Below are 15,051 nucleotides of genomic sequence, written 5' to 3'. Positions count from 1 at the left end.
ATTTTTCTTTCCCTCACTAAATTTTTCTTTTCTTTTCCCCATAATAAAACAGCCTCCTATAATAATTTAATACTATCATAGAAAGCTGTTGGATTTTGTAATTTACAGAGTTTTTTTCACACACTCCTTCTGTTTGCTATAACTTTATTACTTATATTTATGAATTATTTATTTTTGAATAAAATTAAATAATTTAGTTTGTAATTAGTTTATTTTCATATGAACTTTATTAAATTGTCGCAATAAACAACTCATTTTTCTTAGGTGTAGAACAAGCTTTTTTCATTTTTTGACTTGCTGGTAATAATAAAAGTTTGCTCAATGAACGTGCACTATTTGGACATATAGAAATACAACGCATACAAGAGATGCAAAGTGTATTTTCTGTCTTATTAGGATTATCTTTAGGTATAGCATTTGCAGGGCAAAGAGAAGCGCATATACCGCACTTATGACAATATTTGTTTGTTTTTGGTTTTAGAGGAACTCCATTGTACTCTCTATAAGGTCTATTTCCAGGGATTTTTAGATTAGATAAATTTAAATTCTTTGAAAGTGTATCTTTTATAGTTTTACCCAAGTTAAGAATTTCACAGCAATCTTCTTCATTTGGTCTACCTGTTGCAAATTGATTCATAATAGAATGTTCTGTTACAGCTGCGATTGCAGCAACTATTTTAAATCCACATTCTTCGGCAGTGTCTTTTAGTTCTAGTAATGTATCTTCATAATCACGATTACCATAAGTAGCTACAAGAATTGTTGGTGTATTACATGAACTCATTTGTTTTAGATGGTCAATAGCGACAGATGGAACACGTCCACCAAATGAAGGTACCCCAATTATACATAATTCATCACTAGAAAAAGAATATGTACTATAATTTTTATCTGGAATAGAAATATCAATAATATTTTTCTCTAAATCCCATGTATTTGATAGTATTTCTACAGTTTTTTTAGTGCCGCCTGTAGGACTAAAGTAAATTAGATTTAATTTCATTTTTATTACCCACTATTTTATATTTAAGTTATCATATAGTTACGTGATTACTTCTACTTACAGCTAATTACTGCCAAAAACGAACAAATTCTTTTCAGACTACTATTTTTAGAATCTAAATAATAAAAATTTTTAATTTTTTTATATCTAGCATTTATGATACCAGCCTCCCTTAGTATTTTTTATGATGAGAAACTGATATAAACTATATGTTAGTTTCTTTTGTATTTCCCAAACTCTTAGCCCACCTTTAACAACATTTTTAAATTGTAAGGAAATTATATATTATCTATTTATATATAATATATAATTTTTAACTTGATTACTTGACCAATGGGTAAAGTCGTTGGGCCATGAAGCATAGAACTCCCGTAATGGCTTAATTTTTATTAAAGTAATGATAGTACATTGAAGTTTTTCAATACCTATGGCAGTAAGTACAGGTTGACAGTGCTTAAAATCTGTTAAGAATCATTCTTTTTTTTATTTGTAGTTAAGTTTTATAAGGTAACTTACACTTTTATTGGTATATATTAACAATTATATCGGTTGGAATATTTAGGAACAATATTGATGAATGAAATCTATATCGTGCATTTAATATTATGGTTACTAAAAAGTAACTAGTTGAGTATAAAAAACTATTTTGTTATATTAATCATATAAATAATTAATATGAACAGTTTAAATTGAGTTAAAAAGGAGATATAATAATGTTTAGAATAATAGAAACAAGTAAATTTATAAATTAATAAAATCCAATATAAATCTATATAACAACAGATTTATATTGGGTTTTATTATTTCTTAATCTGCTAAGTTATTATTTCCAGAATATTTTTTTTGTTTAGTTAAATAGAAATTATAATAAAATATGGATGATGCTGATGCCAAGTAACATAAAAAGGCTAAAGTAAAATAAGAATATTTTATAGAAAAATATTCTGCGATATTTCCTATCAATATAGGTATTATAGTCATGCCTAGAGCATAAATAGCTTGAAAAAATCCCATGGATGTAGACTTTTTATCTAAAGGAATATCTTTCATGGCTTCAGATGTAATGTATGAAAATAATATGCCTGTAGCCATACCAGGTATAATTTGAAGTGTCAAAATAATAAATAAGTTATTTATAATAGGTACTAAAACACAATAAAAAGATAAGATGAAAAATATAAAGGGAATACATATTTTAGGACCAAGATTTTCACATAACTTACAAGAAGATAATCTTGAAAAAATAACTGCACAAATCATATAAACTATAGAAGAGCAACCAATTAAAATGCTAGTCGCCCCTAAATCCTCTAGTATTTTTGTAGTAAATGACATTGTAGTAGACATTTGGATACCTTGTTGAATTAAAGCTAAACATCCAAAAAAAATCAATCTTTTTTTGAAACATACACATATTGTGCTTTTTAATGAAATATAGGTACGTGACTCTTCTTTGTTATCTTTTATAAATAGAGACAATATTGCTCCGCATATACCAACAATACTACTCAAGATACATATAGTATTCATACCTAAATTATCAAAAAATAATGATCCAAAAACAAAAGCAATGAGAATACCTATATTATTAAACATTATGATTGTACTTGTTGCAAACTGCTGTTTGTTGCTCGGGTAAAAGTTTGTGTAAAATACCATAAAAGAAATCCATGTAGCAGATGCACATCCTGACATTAAATTAGCTAAAAGAAATCCATATCCTGATGGGAAAAATAATCTAATTAATGAAGCTAGACCAGCGATTAATGATCCTAAAAATATGAATAGCTTATGTTTATTAATATAGTCAGCAGCAATGCCAAGAGGTAATCTCATTATTACTTGGGATATACCATAAGAACCAACTATTATTCCTATAAATGAAGTTGATATATTGATGCCTACAAGATATGGTGTTTGAAATGGTACATATATGTATTGAGAAAACCAAAATAGTGTTGTTACAAGTAGTAAAATTGATTTTTGATACTTAATATGATCTAAAATAATAAATACCCCCTTATTAAAATATTTGTTTTATTAATTCCCCAATTAAATTATATAATGGAATTCCTAGATAGATACAAGAATAAATGATAAAAATATAATCTTAATATAACAAAAATATAATATTAAAAAGAAGAACTATAAGCTCAAATAATTATTATAGAGTATAATTATCGTATTTTGTTAAAAAATAAACTTTAATAAAATGATAAAAACATTGAAAAATTGAAATATATATTATACAATCTAATTAATAGATAACAAAAAGATAATCATAATATACTCAAAATATGGTAATTAACTATATGGTTTATAATTTGTTACAGTAATATTTATAAGGGGGATATTTGCAATGGGAAATATAGTTGAAAAACAAGAAACAATTTCTAAAAAGTTTAAGTATTTTGTAAATGGAGAATATAAAGAATCAAAAACAGAAAAATATAATGAAGTATATAATCCAAGTACAGGAGAGGTTGAAGGATTGGTTCCTTGCTGTACAGAGGAAGAAGTAATAGAAGCTATACAAGCGGCAAAGGCTGCTTTTCCGGCTTGGTCAAACACACCGGTAATAAAGCGTTCTCAAGTATTATATAAAATTCGTCAATTAATCGAAGAAAATATGGAAGAGTTAACATTATTAGTTGCAAGAGAGCATGGTAAAGTGTTAGATGAAGCAAAAGGTGATGTTTTAAAAGCTAAAGAAGGAACAGAGTTAGCTTGCCAAATACCTACTCAAATGATGGGTGAATCTTTAATGAACATATCAAATGGAGTTGACACAGTATCATATAGAGAACCTATAGGAGTATTTGCTGGAATAGTTCCATTTAATTTCCCAGCTATGATACCTATGGGATGGATGGCTCCATCTTGTATAGCGGCAGGAAATACAATAGTTCTTAAAGTTTCAAGTGCTACACCTAGAACAGCTCTTAGAATGGTTGAGTTATACAAAGAAGCAGGAGTTCCAGATGGTGTTATAAATGTAGTTACTTGTACAAGAAAAGAAGCAGAAATATTTTTAACTCATGAAGATGTTAAAGGTATAACTTTTGTTGGAACTACTAAAGTTGGTAAACATATATATTCAACAGCAGCCGCTCATGGAAAAAGAGTTCAAGCATTATGTCAGGCTAAAAACCATGCTTTAGTTCTTAAAGATGCAGCTATAGAAAGAACAGCAGCTGGAATAATAAATGCTGCTTTTGGATGTGCAGGTGAAAGATGCATGGCATTGCCTGTAGTCGCTGTTGAAGAAGAAGTGGCTGATGAATTAGTTGAAGCTATAGTTAGACTTTCTAAAGAAATAAAAGTAGGTCCTGCTTATCATGAAGAGTCTGGGTTAGGACCAGTAGTTGATGCTAAGCATAAGAAAAATGTTTTGAGTTGGATAGAAAAAGGTATAGAAGAAGGGGCAGACTTAGTATTAGATGGTAGGGATATTGTTGTAGAAGGGTTTGAAAATGGATTCTATATAGGACCAACTATTTTTGATAATGTTACTGAAGACATGACTGTTGGGCAAGAAGAAATATTTGGACCAGTACTTTGCATTAAGAGAGTTAAGAGTTTTGAGCATGGATTAGAAATAATGAATAATAATCCATTTGCTAATGGATCTATAATATTTACTCAAAGTGGATATTATGCAAGAGAATTTTCTAAGAGAACTGATGGAGGAATGGTTGGTATAAATGTGGGCATACCAGTGCCAGTAGGTGTATTCCCATTCTCTGGTCATAAAGACTCATTCTTTGGTGACTTACACTGCTTAGGTAAAGATGCCGTGAGATTCTTTACAGAAAGTAAATGTGTAACTACTAGATGGTTTGATGAAGAAGAAAAGAAAAATACAAAAGTATCAACTTGGGATGGAACTATGTAAAATTAAAAAAGATATACATAAAAAAAGAACAAGTAATTCTTGTTCTTTTTTTATGTATATTATAAATTCTTAATTAGGTTATGTGCTTATTTTACATTATCTATCGCATGTAACTAATGTTATATCGTGATTATTACAAAAGTCAATATATTTTTTAGCTGGTTTTTTATCAGTTATTAAGTAATCTATATCTTTAAGTTGAGAATAAGTTACTAAAGAAGAATTATCAAATTTTGATGAATCTACAAGTAAGAATATTTCAATGCCCTTTTCTATAGCAACTCTTTTAATCTCTGATTCAAGTGGATGTGAATTTGTAATTCCACACTCAATAGAGATACCTGTAGAAGCCATGAAAGATTTATTGATATTGTATTTTCTTAAAATAGATACAGTATCTACTCCTACAAATGAATTGGTTTTTCTGATTAAATTTCCGGGTAAAGCTATTACATTCAAATTTGGTAAATTTATAGCTTTAACTATAACTTCTAAATTATTTGTAATAATAGTTAAATTTTGTTTTTCTTTTAAATAATCAACTATTGCTAAAGTTGTTGTACCTGAATCTAAAAATATTATATCTCCATCTTTTATGAAATCAGCACAACGTTCTCCAATATTAGATTTGAGATTTATATTCTTTGTGTTTCTTTCGTTAAAAGGAACTAATGTGGGTTTTTCTACTATAGAAACGCCTCCATATACTTTCTTGATGCTTCCTTTTTCTGTTAGCTCGTTAATATCTCTTCTTATAGTATTTTTAGAAACATTAAAGACTTCGCAAAGTTTATCTAAAGATACAGTTTTATTTTGTATTATATAATCTTCTATATCTGATACTCTATTAGACCTCATATGTTTTATCACCTCCACTTATAGAATTTATTATCATTTATATTATATATTATAACTTACTATATAGTATACAACATAAATGAATAAAATGAAATAGAAAGCTATCATAATATGCTCAAAAAATAACAAAAAAATGACAAAAAAATCTTGTGGAAATAATTAAAACATACTATACTTTAATTAGATAAGCAAATAAAACAAGAAGTTACTAAGGAAAAGGGTGACTTTTGAGTATTAGATATTGGAAGGGGATATCATGGCAAATTTATTTTTAACACCAAATAAAATAATAACAGGTGAAGGAGCCTTAGAATTAGCAGCAAGCCATATCGAAAATCTTGGTACAAGAGCCTTAATTGTAACTGATAATATGATGGTTAAATTGGGTAACTTAGAGAAGATAACCAAAGTATTAGATAAGTTAAATTTAAAATATGAAGTTTATAGCGAAGTAAATAGTGAACCAACAAATGTAATGGTAGAAAAGGGGAAGGAGATATACAAAAACTCTAATTGTGATTTTTTAATATCATTAGGTGGAGGATCACCTATAGATACTATGAAGGCTATAGGTGCACTAATAGCACATGAAGGAGAAATAAGTGACTTTCTAGGAAAAATAATTGAAAATGAATTGCCTAAGATGGTTGCAATACCTACAACGGCAGGAACAGGATCAGAAGCTACCCAGTTCACAATCATATCGGATATAACAAAAGGAGTAAAAATGCTTCTTAGTGGTCAAGTTCTTATACCAAATTTAGCAATAGTAGATCCAGTATTTACAATGACAGCACCTCCTATAGTAACAGCAGCAACAGGAATTGATGCATTAACACATGCAATAGAATCATACACATCAAGGAAATCTCAACCTATGTCAGACTCTTTTGCTATTTCAGCAGTAAAAAGAATTTTCAAATATTTAAAAATAGCATATACACAAGGAGATAATAAAGAAGCAAGAACTGAGATGGCAATAGCTTCTTTAGAAGCAGGAATAGCATTTAATAATTCATCAGTGACTATAGTTCACGGAATGAGTAGACCAATTGGGGCACTTTTTCATGTACCTCATGGTTTATCAAATGCGATGTTGCTTGAAAATTGTTTAAATTTTGCTAAAGATGGTTGTGAAGAGAAATTAGCACAGCTAGCAAAAGCAATAGGGATAGAGAATTTAGGCGTGAAAGAAAGTGCAGAGGCATTTATAAAAGAAGTATCCATCTTATGTAAAGATCTAAAAATTATGACGCTAGAAGAATACGGTATAGAGAAAGAAGAATTCTATGAGGTTTTAGATAAGATGGCTGAAGATGCTTTAGAAAGTAAAAGTCCTTTGAATACAATGAAACAACCAACTAAAGAAGATATAATAGAAATTTATAAATCCTTATGGGGGTAGGTGAATAAAATGCCTTTAATAAATACAAAAGAATTATTATTAAAAGCTGACCAAGGAAATTATGCAGTAGGAGCCTTTAATGTGGCTAATATGGAAATGATTATAGGAGCTATAAAAGCAGCAGAAGAACTTAAATCACCAATAATACTACAAGTAGCTGAGGGAAGACTAGAATATTCACCATTAGAATTAATTGGGCCTATGATGGTATCAGCAGCAAAAAATGCCAATGTAAATGTGGGGGTAAATTTTGATCACGGTATGACATTAGAAAAGATAAAAATGGCTTTAGACTTAGGATTTACATCAGTTATGATAGATGGTTCCAAATTACCTTTAGATAAAAATATAGAACTAACAAAAGAAGTAATAAGAGAAGCAAATAAGTTTGGCGCATCAGTTGAAGCGGAAGTTGGTAGGGTAGGCGGAAGTGAAGATAATAGTAAAGGTGTAAGTATTTTATATACAGATGTTGAAGATGCAAAAAAATTTGTAAAAGAAACAGGAGTAGACACTCTAGCTGTAGCAATTGGTAATGCACATGGTGTATATGAAGGAGAACCAAATTTAAATTTTGAAGTACTAGAAAATATTGATAAAGTTATAGAAATACCATTAGTACTTCATGGTGGAACTGGTATAACTTCTGATGACTTTAGAAAATGTGCAAAAACAGGAATAAGAAAAATAAATATTGCAACAGCAACATTCAATTCAGTAAATAAGCAAGCTAAAGAACTTTATGAAAATGATAAAAAAACTAATTACTTTAAATTAAACTCAGCTCAAGTTAAAGGAGCTTATGATAATGTTTACAAACATATAAGAATATTTGGCAGTGAAAATAAAGATTAGGGGGGAGTATTTATAATGAATTATATTAAATTTGAAAATGATAGAAAGTTTGATATTGTACCAATAGGCAGGATGGCAATAGATTTTAATCCAGTTGATGTACATAGAACATTAGCTGAAAGTACAACATTTAAAAAATATTTAGGAGGATCACCTGCTAATATAGCAGTAGGCTTAGCAAGATTAGGGAAAAAAGTTGGATTTATTGGAAAAGTATCTGATGATAGATTTGGGGAATATGTAGTTAACTATTTTAATAATGAAGGAATAGATACATCTAATGTATCAAAATGCAAAAATGGTGAATCTTTAGGATTAACTTTTACAGAAATATTAAGTCCTACAGAAAGTTCAATATTAATGTATAGAGATGGCGTTGCAGATTTAATGTTAGATGTGGATGATATAGATGAAGAGTATATAAAAAATACTAAGGCTATAGTTGTATCTGGTACAGCTCTTTGCCAAAGTCCTTCAAGAGAAGCCGCCCTTAAGGCAGTAGAATTAGCTAAGAAAAACAATACAGTAGTTATTTTTGATATAGATTATAGAAGTTATACTTGGAAAAATAAGGATGAAATAGCGATATATTACTCAGCTGTGGCTAAAAATAGTGATATAATTATAGGATCTAGAGAAGAATTTGACTTGACAGAAGGATTGATGGTATCTAATAGTACAGATTCTGAAACTGCTAATAGATGGTTAGAGTATGGAAATAAAATAGTAGTTATAAAACATGGGAAAGAGGGATCTACAGCTTATACTCAAGATGGAAATAGCTACAAAATAAAACCTTTTCCTGTGAAGCTCTTAAAATCATTCGGAGGTGGAGATGCATATGCATCAGCATTCTTATATGGATTATTAGAAAATTGGGATATAATGGATGCATTAGAATTTGGTAGTGCTTCAGCAGCCATGTTAGTAGCAAGTCATAGTTGCTCTCAAGATATGCCTACAGTTGAAGCAATTAAAGAATTTATAAAAGTAGAAAAAGAAGAATATGGAGAAATGATAGCTAGAGCTTAAGGAGGGAAAAAATGTTAGAAAGATTAGGTGATTTAAAGTTAGGTAAAAATGTATTAACTGAAATAAACGGAAAGCATAGTAATATGCTAATGGATATATCTGTCGAAAAGATGGTTAAAGGGGATAATTTAAAATTTTTAGATGATAAAAAAGAAATGGCTATTCTTTTAATAGATGGAGAAATAACATTTAAGTACGAGAAAGAAGAACAAACTTTCAAAAGAAGTTCAGTATTTGATGAAGAGCCAACTTGTTTACATGTGTGCAAGGGTATAGAGGTGGAAGTAGAAGCAAATAGTGATGCTGAAATATTAGTTCAATTAACTAATAATGAAAATTCTTTTGAAACTAAACTTTATACACCAGATGATACAAGAACAGATATATTTGGTGAGGGTGTATGGAATGATACAGCAAGAAGAGCTGTAAGAACAGTTTTTGATTATGGTAACGCTCCTTATTCAAATATGGTTATGGGAGAAGTTATAACTTATCCAGGTAAATGGTCAAGTTATATACCGCATCATCATGAACAACCAGAAGTTTATTATTATAAATTTAATAAACCACAAGGCTTTGGATTTTCATTAATAGGGGAAGAAGCTTATAAAATAGTTGATAATAGTTTTTCATCTATACCAGGTGGACTTGTTCATCCCCAAACTTCAGCACCAGGATATGCAATGTATTATTGTTGGATGATAAGACATCTTGAAAATAATCCATGGACTGAAAGAGTTGATTTAGATGAGCATAAGTGGTTACTTGAAAAAGATATAAAAATATGGCCTGAAAGATAAGGTAAAAGGGGGAGGTATATATGAAAACTTTAAGAATGACTACAGCACAAGCTTTAGTTAGATTTCTAGACAATCAATATATAAGTTTTGATCGAGTAGAATCAAAATTTGTTGAGGGTATATTTACTGTATTTGGTCATGGTAATGTGGTAGGTTTAGGTCAGGCATTAGATGAAAATCCAGGTCAGCTAAAAATCCATCACAGTAGAAATGAACAAGGTATGGCACTTGCAGCCATGGGATTTGCTAAACAAAATAATAGAAAAAAATATATGCATCCACATCATCAGTAGGTCCAGGAGCGGCCAATATGGTAACAGCTGCAGCTTGTGCAACTGCAAATAACATACCAATCTTATTATTACCAGGAGATGTATTTTCAACAAGACAACCAGATCCAGTTTTACAACAAATAGAGCAACCTCATAATTTATCAATAAGCACAAATGATGCATTTAAACCAGTATGTAAGTATTGGGATAGAGTTAGTAGACCAGAACAATTAATGAGTGCAATGATAAATGCGATGAGAGTACTTACTGATATGGCTAATACTGGCGCTGTATGTATTGCATTACCACAAGATGTTCAAGGTGAGGTTTATGATTTCCCAGAAAGTTTCTTCAAAAAGAGAGTTCATAAAATGGCAAGACAATTACCAAGTATTGAAGAGCTAGAAGAAGCTATCGAACTTATAAAATCTAAGAAGAAGCCTTTAATAATATGTGGAGGTGGTGTTAAATACTCTGAAGCTGGAAAATGTTTGCTAAATTTTGCTAAGAAATTTAACATACCTTTTGCTGAAACTCAAGCAGGAAAAAGTGCAATAAAATCTAGTGAATATCTTAATCTTGGAGGTATAGGAGTTACAGGAAACTTAGCAGCTAATATTATAGCAAAAGAATGTGATTTAGTTATAGGAGTAGGAACTAGATTTACAGACTTCACTACAGCATCAAAATCATTATTCAAAAATGAAGATGTGGATTTTTTAACTATAAATACATCTAAATTTGATGCAAGTAAGTTAGATGCTGTAAGTTTAGTTGGTGATGCTAAGGTAACATTAGAATATTTAAGTGATAAATTAGAATATTATTCTTCACAATATGTGAATGAAATAAAAGAAGCTAAAAAAGCATGGGATGAAGAATTAAATAGATTATCTCAAATAGAATACTGTGAAGGTTTTGAACCTGAAGTTACTGATATGGTGGAAACTACAGTAGAAGATTTCATAAAAGTACATGGAAGTAAACTTACTCAAACAAGAGCATTAGGTATAATAAATGAATTGCTAAAAGAAAATTCCATAATAGTAGGATCTGCAGGTAGTTTACCTGGAGATTTACAAAGAATGTGGCAAACTGATGAAAAAGATGCCTATCATATGGAATACGGTTATTCTTGTATGGGTTATGAAATAGCAGCGACTCTTGGAGCAAAATTAGCTTGTCCAGATAAAGAAGTTTATGCAATGGTTGGAGATGGAAGTTTCCAAATGCTTCATTCAGAATTTGTAACAGCTATACAAGAAAAACAAAAAATAAATTTATTATTATTTGATAATTCTGGATTTGGATGTATAAACAATCTTCAAATGGGCAACGGAATAGGAAGTTTATGTACAGAATTCAGATACAGAAATGAAGAAACAAATAAATTAGATGGTGATTTTATGGCTATAGATTTTGCTAAAATTGCCAGTGGGTATGGAGCTAAAACATATACAGTAAAAACAGGGGAAGAATTAAAATATGCTTTGGAAGATGCTAAAAAACAAAATGTATCAACTTTAATAGATATTAAGGTACTTCCAAAAACTATGACTCATGGATATGATGCATGGTGGCATGTAGGTATAGCTGGGGTAGCCCAAAAAGAAAGTGTTAATAAAGCTTTTGAAGAAAAAGAAATAAATTTAAAAGAAGCAAGAAAATATTAAAATTCAATTATAAAATATTAAAAATCAGGGGGTATAAAAAATGATAAATATAGGTCTTATTGGTGCAGGAAGAATAGGGAAGGTTCATGGAGAAAGTATATCTAAGTATGTAAAAGGAGCAAGAATAAAATCTATATATAACTTCATATTAGATGATGAAACATTAGCTTGGGCAAAAGAAATGGGAATTGATGAAGTATATGATGATTACAACAAAATACTAAATGATAAAGAAATAGATGCAGTTTTAATATGTACATCAACAGATACTCATTCACCAATATCAATAGAGGCTATAAGAGCAGGTAAACACGTATTCTGTGAAAAGCCAATTGATCATGATATAGAAAAAATAAAAGATGTAATGAAAGAACTTGAAAATTCAAATGTAAAATTCCAAGTTGGATTTAATAGAAGATTTGACCATAACTTTATGGCAGCTAGAGAAGCTGTTCAATCTGGAAAAATAGGAGATATAAATATAATTAAAATAACTTCTAGAGATCCAGAAGCACCACCAGTAAGCTATGTAAAAGTATCTGGAGGAATGTTCTTAGATATGACTATACATGACTTTGATATGGTTAGATTCTTATCAGGTAGTGAGGTAGAAGAAGTATATGCTATGGGAGCTGTACTTGTAAATGAGGAAATAGGAAATGCTGGAGATATAGATACAGCAATAATAACTATGAAATTAGCTAATGGAGCTTTAGCTGTGATAGATAATTCTAGAGAAGCTTGTTATGGATATGATCAAAGAGCGGAAGTCTTTGGATCTAAAGGCTGTGTACAAGTAGGAAATGATACAAATTCAACTGCAATAATAAGTAATAAAGATGGAGTAACAGGTGAAAAACCACTTTATTTCTTCTTACAAAGATATATGATGGCATATGCAAATGAGATTAATCAATTTGTAAATGCTATAGTAAATGATACAGAAGTACCTGTAAATGTAGTGGATGGATTAAGTCCAGTATTAATAGGACTTGCAGCTCAAAAATCTTTAAAAGAACAAAGACCAGTAAAAACTAGCGAAATATCAGTAGATGAAGTAGAAAAATCATTAATTTAACTATATTAATAAATAATTTATATAAATAGGGGGAAATTACATGTTTAACAAAGATAAAGTAAAATTGGGAATAGCTCCAATAGCTTGGACAAATGATGATATGCCAGACTTAGGAAAAGAAAATACATTTGAACAATGCATAAGTGAAATGGCTTTGGCTGGATTTACTGGAAGTGAAGTTGGAAACAAATATCCAAGAGATACAAAAGTTCTTAAAAAAGCTCTTGAACTTAGAAATATGCAAATAGCAAGTGCTTGGTTTAGTTCTTTCTTAACTACTAAGCCATATGAAGAAACTGCAAAAGCATTTATAGAGCACAGAGATTTTCTACATGAAATGGGAGCAAAAGTAGTAGTAGTTTCAGAACAAGGTCATAGTATACAAGGTCAAATGGAAACTCCTGTATTTGATGGAAAATATGTAATGAATGAAGAAGAGTGGAAAATTTTAGCCGAAGGGTTAAATAAATTGGGTGCTTTAGCAGCTGAAAAAGATATGAAATTAGTATACCATCATCATATGGGTACTGTTGTTCAAACTACTGAAGAAATAGATAAATTAATGGAAATGACAGATGAAAGCTTAGTATACTTATTATTTGATAGCGGTCACTTAGTATACTCAGGTGAAAATGCTTTAGAAGTATTAACTAAATATGTAAATAGAGTTAAACATGTTCATTTAAAAGATATAAGATCAAGTATAGTAAATAAAGTAAAAGAAGAAAAATTAAGCTTCTTAAAAGGTGTTAGATTAGGAGCTTTCACTGTACCAGGAGACGGAGATATAGATTTTGAACCATTATTTAAAGTATTAGCTGAAAATAACTACGAAGGATGGCTATTAGTAGAAGCAGAACAAGATCCTGCTATTGCAAATCCATTTGAGTATGCTGTTAAAGCAAGAAAATATATAAGTGAAAAAATAGGACAATAAATAAAGTAAAATTAAGGCTGAGTATATAATAACATGTAGAATAAGCATTTATGAATACTTATTCTACATGGTAAATGTATCAGAGGATGATGTTAATTCTTAGATATATTAATATAAGTAATGCAAATTAATGAAGTTTTGGAAAACGTTTACGAAATTGTTGACTATACCATATGTAGTTATATTACTATTTTAAATAATAATTTTTATAGTTAATAGATCTAGTATTTTCATTAAGCAAGGTTGCGGATTGAAAACTAAAGGTATCATATAATTAAATTTAACATTTGGGGGAATTTTATATGGGAAAAAATATAGTTAAATTCGGAATAGTAGGACTTGGAAGACTAGGAAAAACTCATGCTGAAAACATAGCATTTAAAATACCAAACGCAGAGCTTGTAGCAGTCTGCTCAGTAGTTGAAAGTGAAGTTAAAGAAGCTCAAGAATCATGGGGAATAAAATATGGATATACTGATTATGATGAAATGTTAAAAAATAAAGAATTAGATGCAATATTTATAGCCTCTTCATCAGGCTATCACTGTGAACAAATAGAAAAAGCTCTAGATGCAGGATTTCATGTATTTAGTGAAAAACCATTAGGACTTTATTTAGAAGATGCAATAAGAGCGAAGGAAGCAGTAAATTCTCACCAGGATAAAATATTTATGTTAGGGTTTATGAGAAGATATGATAAATCTTATGCATATGCTAAGAAAAAAATAGAAGAAGGTTATATAGGAAATCCTGTATTAGTAAGATGCTATGGACTAGATCCAGCTCCAGCTATGGAAAGCTTCTTAAAATTTGCTAAGAGTAACTATAGTGGTGGACTATTCTTAGATATGGCTATACATGATATAGATTTAGCTAGATGGTATATGGGAAGTGAAGTTGAAAAAGTATGGGCAATAGGTGGAGCTTATGAATACCCAGAATTCAATGAATTAAATGATGCTGAAACAGGTGCAGCTATGGCTAAATTCAAAAATGGAGGTATGGGTATATTTGTTGCAGGAAGAAACTGTGCTCATGGATACCATATAGAAACTGAGATAATAGGAACTAAAGGATCTTTAAGAATAGGGACTACACCAGATAAAAATTTAGTTACAGTGTTTGATGATAGGGGTGTAAACAAAGAGTGTGCTTGCGGATTCTTAGAAAGATTTGAAGATGCATATTTATCAGAAGTTAAGGAGTTTGTTGATTGTGTATTAAATAATAGAAAACCAGAAGT

13 protein-coding genes are annotated in these 15,051 nt (G+C 29.8%); 10 read left to right on the top strand and 3 right to left on the bottom strand.

The window, feature by feature from the left end:
* Positions 1-229: 229 nt before the first annotated feature.
* Together J7G74_RS16000 and J7G74_RS15995 are read right to left on the bottom strand one after the other, a co-directional pair.
* On the bottom strand, positions 230-1,003 hold the full coding sequence (locus J7G74_RS16000) for a 4Fe-4S dicluster domain-containing protein (RefSeq protein WP_297137177.1): 774 nt from the start codon (positions 1,001-1,003) through the stop codon (positions 230-232).
* Positions 1,004-1,810: 807 nt separating this feature from the next.
* Positions 1,811-2,980 (bottom strand): MFS transporter, encoded by a 1,170-nt coding sequence (locus J7G74_RS15995; RefSeq protein ID WP_297137180.1) that lies wholly within the window; start codon positions 2,978-2,980, stop codon positions 1,811-1,813.
* A gap of 382 nt (positions 2,981-3,362) precedes the next feature.
* Between J7G74_RS15995 and J7G74_RS15990 the strand changes: the two genes are divergently transcribed.
* Positions 3,363-4,898, top strand: a complete 1,536-nt coding sequence (locus J7G74_RS15990) for a CoA-acylating methylmalonate-semialdehyde dehydrogenase (protein WP_297137174.1) — start codon at positions 3,363-3,365, stop codon at positions 4,896-4,898.
* A 96-nt stretch (positions 4,899-4,994) separates the two neighbouring features.
* Here J7G74_RS15990 and J7G74_RS15985 read toward each other — a convergent pair whose 3' ends face one another.
* Complete coding sequence (locus tag J7G74_RS15985; RefSeq protein ID WP_297137171.1) at positions 4,995-5,756, bottom strand: DeoR/GlpR family DNA-binding transcription regulator; 762 nt, start codon at positions 5,754-5,756, stop codon at positions 4,995-4,997.
* Positions 5,757-6,012: 256 nt separating this feature from the next.
* Here J7G74_RS15985 and J7G74_RS15980 point away from each other — a divergent pair, with 256 nt between their 5' ends.
* The 9 genes from J7G74_RS15980 to J7G74_RS15945 all read left to right on the top strand — a co-directional run.
* Complete coding sequence (locus J7G74_RS15980) at positions 6,013-7,161, top strand: iron-containing alcohol dehydrogenase (protein WP_297137169.1); 1,149 nt, start codon at positions 6,013-6,015, stop codon at positions 7,159-7,161.
* 9 nt (positions 7,162-7,170) lie between these two features.
* Positions 7,171-8,016, top strand: coding sequence for a class II fructose-bisphosphate aldolase (locus J7G74_RS15975; RefSeq protein WP_297137167.1), 846 nt, complete (start codon positions 7,171-7,173; stop codon positions 8,014-8,016).
* A 15-nt stretch (positions 8,017-8,031) separates the two neighbouring features.
* The gene (iolC, locus tag J7G74_RS15970; RefSeq protein WP_297137165.1) at positions 8,032-9,048 is read left to right on the top strand and encodes a 5-dehydro-2-deoxygluconokinase; all 1,017 of its coding nucleotides are present in this window, start codon (positions 8,032-8,034) and stop codon (positions 9,046-9,048) included.
* 11 nt (positions 9,049-9,059) lie between these two features.
* Positions 9,060-9,848 carry a 5-deoxy-glucuronate isomerase gene (locus tag J7G74_RS15965; protein ID WP_297137164.1) on the top strand — a complete coding sequence of 263 codons (789 nt, stop codon included), beginning with the start codon at positions 9,060-9,062 and terminating at the stop codon, positions 9,846-9,848.
* Between the two features lie 20 nt (positions 9,849-9,868).
* A complete protein-coding gene (locus tag J7G74_RS16970; RefSeq protein WP_443081664.1) occupies positions 9,869-10,141 on the top strand; it encodes a hypothetical protein in 273 nt (90 codons plus the stop codon).
* Between the two features lie 17 nt (positions 10,142-10,158).
* Positions 10,159-11,793: a 3D-(3,5/4)-trihydroxycyclohexane-1,2-dione acylhydrolase (decyclizing) gene (gene iolD, locus J7G74_RS15960; RefSeq protein ID WP_443081663.1), complete on the top strand. Its 1,635-nt coding sequence runs from the start codon at positions 10,159-10,161 to the stop codon at positions 11,791-11,793.
* A gap of 40 nt (positions 11,794-11,833) precedes the next feature.
* Positions 11,834-12,871, top strand: coding sequence for an inositol 2-dehydrogenase (gene iolG, locus J7G74_RS15955; RefSeq protein ID WP_297137162.1), 1,038 nt, complete (start codon positions 11,834-11,836; stop codon positions 12,869-12,871).
* Between the two features lie 40 nt (positions 12,872-12,911).
* A complete protein-coding gene (gene iolE / locus J7G74_RS15950) occupies positions 12,912-13,808 on the top strand; it encodes a myo-inosose-2 dehydratase (RefSeq protein WP_297137160.1) in 897 nt (298 codons plus the stop codon).
* 302 nt (positions 13,809-14,110) lie between these two features.
* Positions 14,111-15,051 (top strand): Gfo/Idh/MocA family protein (locus J7G74_RS15945; protein ID WP_297137157.1); only part of this gene is annotated, 941 nt, incomplete at its 3' end.

Source organism: Terrisporobacter sp., assembly GCF_017888745.1.
In the GTDB taxonomy this organism is placed as follows: Bacteria; Bacillota; Clostridia; order Peptostreptococcales; family Peptostreptococcaceae; genus Terrisporobacter.
Note: the sequence above shows the minus strand (reverse complement) of the source record. Positions and strands in the feature narration are given on the sequence as shown.

What these genes read in the sequence shown, in the direction of transcription:
- J7G74_RS15975 (WP_297137167.1), top strand. Translation starts at nt 7,171, where the DNA reads ATGCCTTTAATAAATACAAAAGAATTATTATTAAAAGCTGACCAAGGA.
- iolE (WP_297137160.1), top strand. Translation starts at nt 12,912, where the DNA reads ATGTTTAACAAAGATAAAGTAAAATTGGGAATAGCTCCAATAGCTTGG.
- iolC (WP_297137165.1), top strand. Translation starts at nt 8,032, where the DNA reads ATGAATTATATTAAATTTGAAAATGATAGAAAGTTTGATATTGTACCA.
- J7G74_RS15990 (WP_297137174.1), top strand. Translation starts at nt 3,363, where the DNA reads ATGGGAAATATAGTTGAAAAACAAGAAACAATTTCTAAAAAGTTTAAG.
- iolD (WP_443081663.1), top strand. Translation starts at nt 10,159, where the DNA reads ATGGTAACAGCTGCAGCTTGTGCAACTGCAAATAACATACCAATCTTA.
- J7G74_RS16970 (WP_443081664.1), top strand. Translation starts at nt 9,869, where the DNA reads ATGAAAACTTTAAGAATGACTACAGCACAAGCTTTAGTTAGATTTCTA.
- J7G74_RS16000 (WP_297137177.1), bottom strand. Translation starts at nt 1,003, where the DNA reads ATGAAATTAAATCTAATTTACTTTAGTCCTACAGGCGGCACTAAAAAA.
- J7G74_RS15985 (WP_297137171.1), bottom strand. Translation starts at nt 5,756, where the DNA reads ATGAGGTCTAATAGAGTATCAGATATAGAAGATTATATAATACAAAAT.
- J7G74_RS15965 (WP_297137164.1), top strand. Translation starts at nt 9,060, where the DNA reads ATGTTAGAAAGATTAGGTGATTTAAAGTTAGGTAAAAATGTATTAACT.
- J7G74_RS15980 (WP_297137169.1), top strand. Translation starts at nt 6,013, where the DNA reads ATGGCAAATTTATTTTTAACACCAAATAAAATAATAACAGGTGAAGGA.
- iolG (WP_297137162.1), top strand. Translation starts at nt 11,834, where the DNA reads ATGATAAATATAGGTCTTATTGGTGCAGGAAGAATAGGGAAGGTTCAT.